This is a genomic window from Streptomyces sp. NPDC018000, from assembly GCF_044328025.1.
GTDB lineage: Bacteria > Actinomycetota > Actinomycetes > Streptomycetales > Streptomycetaceae > Streptomyces.
Map to the genome: position 1 here is coordinate 1 of NZ_JBIRGM010000054.1, position 2933 is coordinate 2933.

Consider the following 2933-nt stretch of genomic DNA (forward strand, 5'->3'; position numbering starts at 1 on the left):
GGATCAGAACCTTCCGTCGCGGACCTGGAACTTGGTGGGCTTGCCGGACAGCGGCAGCCCGCGGCGCAGCCAGTCGGCCTGCCACTCGACGAGGGTGCGCAGGGACACGTCCGGGTAGCCGAAGAGGGCGTGGCAGGCGCTCGCGTCGGAGAGCAGCGCGGTGGGTGCCTCCTCGCCGGCGATCACGGGCTCGTGGCCGAATTCCTTGCCGAACCACTGGGCGATGCGGCGCACCGATGCGGTTTCGGGCCCGGTGAGGTTGAGGGTGAGCGCCTCGCCGTCGGTGGCGTGCAGCAGGGATCGCAGGGCGACTTCATTGGCGTACCCCTGCCACACGACGTTGGCGTGGCCGGTGGTGACGTCGACGGGTTCGCCGGCCTTTACGCGGTAGGCGATGTCGGCGAGGACGCCGTAGCGCAGGTCGACCGCGTAGTTGAGGCGGATGTTGGCGACCTTGGTGCCGCGGGTGAGGGCCGCGTGGCCGAAGATCCGCTCACGGCCGAGGCATGACATGGCGTACTCGCCGACCGGGCCGATGGGGTCGGACTCGGTGCAGCCGCCGGAGGAGGCCGGTACCAGTGGATATACGTTGCCTGTGGAGAAGGCGGCGATCCGCGCCTGCGGCCAGCGGCGTGCCACCCGGTCCGGCAATGCGGCGTTCACGGCCCAGGCGTGGGAAGGTGCCGTGGCGGAACCGAACTTGGCGCCGACCATGTAGACGATGTTCCCGGCGTCCGGCAGCTCGGCCGGATCAGCCGCCGGGTCCATCAGGTCGAAGGCGATGGTGGAGACCCCGGCGGCCTCCAGTTCGTCGGCGGCGGACTTGTCGGACCAGCGGGAGACCGCGTACACGGTCACGTCCGACCGGCCTGCGGTGTCCAGCGCCCGGCGGGCCAGTCGGCACAGGCTGGGGCCCATCTTGCCGCCGGCGCCGAGTACCAGCAGATCGTCTTCGAGGCGGCCGAGGTCGGCGACGAGTGCGGGGGAGGGGGTGGCGAGCCGCTCTTCGAGGGCGGTCTCATCGGTGAACATTCGTAGTCATCCCTTGATTCCGGACGCGGTGACGCCCTCGGTGAAGTAGCGCTGGCCCACCATGTACGCGGCGAAGATGGGCACGAACGCGATGACGGAGCCGGAGAGCACCACATTGAGCGGTACGTTCTGCTGCTGGAGCGAGGCGATGCCGACGGTGAGGGTGCGCATGTCGGTGGACTGGCCGATGATCAGGGGCCACAGGAAGTCGTTCCAGTGCCACAGGAAGACGAAGATGCCGAGCGTGGCGAGGATCGGCTTCAGCAGCGGCAGTACGATCCGGTAGAAGATCTGCCACTCGTTGCAGCCGTCGAGCCGGGCCGCCTCGAAGAGTTCGTCCGGCAGGCTCTGGATGAACTGCCGCATCAGGAACACTGCCTGGGCGTTGGCCAGGGTCGGCAGGATCAGACCCCAGTACGTGTCCACGCCGCCCAGCTTGGCGATCATCGCGAACGTCGGGATCATCGTGACGTGGTACGGGACCATCACCATCGACAGGAACGACCAGAACATCGTCTCCCGGGCCGGGAAGCGTTTCTTGGCGAAGGCATACCCGGCGAGTGAGGCGAGCAGCAGCACGCCGACGACCGAAACGACCGAGTAGATCAGGGTGTTGGAAAGCCAGCGCGGCACGTCCTGGGCGTTCATGACGGTGTCGTACGCCTCGCCGGTCAGCGGCCACGGCAGCAGACTGCCGGGGAACTCGACCGCCGCGGACGGCTTCAGGGAGAGCACGGCCATCGCGTAGAACGGGAAGATCGTCACGATCGCCGCCACCGTCAGCAGCGCGGCGCGCGCGATCCGGCCGGCCGGGGTGGGCCGCATGCCGTGCGGGACGGTGTCCTGCTCCGAGAGCTTGCGCAGCTTGCGTTCGGCCCGGCGCGCGGCCCGGTCGGGGGCCGCGGGAGCCTTGCCCGCGGGCGGGGTCCCGGTCTTTACGGGGGCTGCGGTCATGGTCACTGGTCCTTCCCGATCACGAGCCGCTGGATCGCCGCGACCACCACGGTCAGCACGAAGAGCGCGACGCCGATGGCGGAGGCGTAACCCAGGTCGAAGTACTTGAAGCCCGCGTCGTAGAGCTGGAAGACGAGCGTGTAACTGGCGTTGGCAGGGCCGCCCCCGGTCATCGTGTAGACCGCGTCGAAGACCTGGAAAGAGGCCGTCGTCTCGATCACCGCGAGGAAGAACAGGGCCGGCTTGAGCTGCGGCAGCACGATGTACCGGAACCGCTGCCAGGGGCCCGCACCGTCGGTGAGGGCCGCCTCCTCCAATTCCCGCGGGATGTCCTGCATCCGGGCCAGCAGGATGAGCATCCCGTATCCGAAGCGGGACCAGACGCCGACGATCGCGAGCGCGGGCAGCACCAGCACGTCGTCGGAGAGCCAGGAGCCCTCGGACATCCCGAACCAGCCCATCAGTGTGGACCACGGGCCGCCGGTGGAGAAGATCCAGACGAAGACGGTGGCGGCCAGCACCAGCGAGGTGACGACCGGCAGGAAGAACACCGAACGGAAGAACTTGGCGCCGCGGAAGGCGCGACGGGTGATCAGGGCCAGGGACACCGACGCGATGAGCGTGCCCGGCACGGCGAGCACCGTGTACAGGACCGTGACCTTCAGCGCCTGCCAGAACAGCGGGTCGTCCCACAGGCGGGTGAAGTTGTCCAGTCCGATGAAGCTGCCGCCGCCGGTCAGGGAGTAGTCGGTGAAGCTCATCAGCACACCGGCGACGCCCGGACCGAACCGGAAGGCAAGGAAGAGCAGGAAACACGGAAGGACGAAGAGCAGGCCGATCCGGGCCTCGCGGCGCGCCTGCGGCCCGCTGCGAGGGCCCCGGCGGGTGGGTTCCGCGACGACTGCCACGGGGATCTCCTTGCGGTACGGGGGGAATTGCGGGGGGTC

General features: G+C 68.7%; 3 protein-coding genes. All 3 read right to left on the reverse strand.

Going from position 1 to position 2933, the window contains the following annotated elements; translation table 11 throughout:
* Positions 1–3 precede the first annotated feature (3 nt).
* Genes ACH4EW_RS32345 through ACH4EW_RS32355 form a run of 3 tightly spaced genes read right to left on the reverse strand, consistent with a single transcriptional unit; the run spans position 4 to position 2894 of the window.
* Positions 4–1032 (reverse strand): NAD-dependent epimerase/dehydratase family protein, encoded by a 1029-nt coding sequence (locus tag ACH4EW_RS32345; RefSeq protein ID WP_398263117.1) that lies wholly within the window; start codon positions 1030–1032, stop codon positions 4–6.
* 6 nt (positions 1033–1038) lie between these two features.
* Entirely contained in the window at positions 1039–1986 is a 948-nt protein-coding gene (locus ACH4EW_RS32350) for a carbohydrate ABC transporter permease (RefSeq protein ID WP_398263119.1), read from the reverse strand.
* A 2-nt stretch (positions 1987–1988) separates the two neighbouring features.
* A complete protein-coding gene (locus ACH4EW_RS32355) occupies positions 1989–2894 on the reverse strand; it encodes a carbohydrate ABC transporter permease (protein WP_398263122.1) in 906 nt (301 codons plus the stop codon).
* Positions 2895–2933 lie beyond the last annotated feature (39 nt).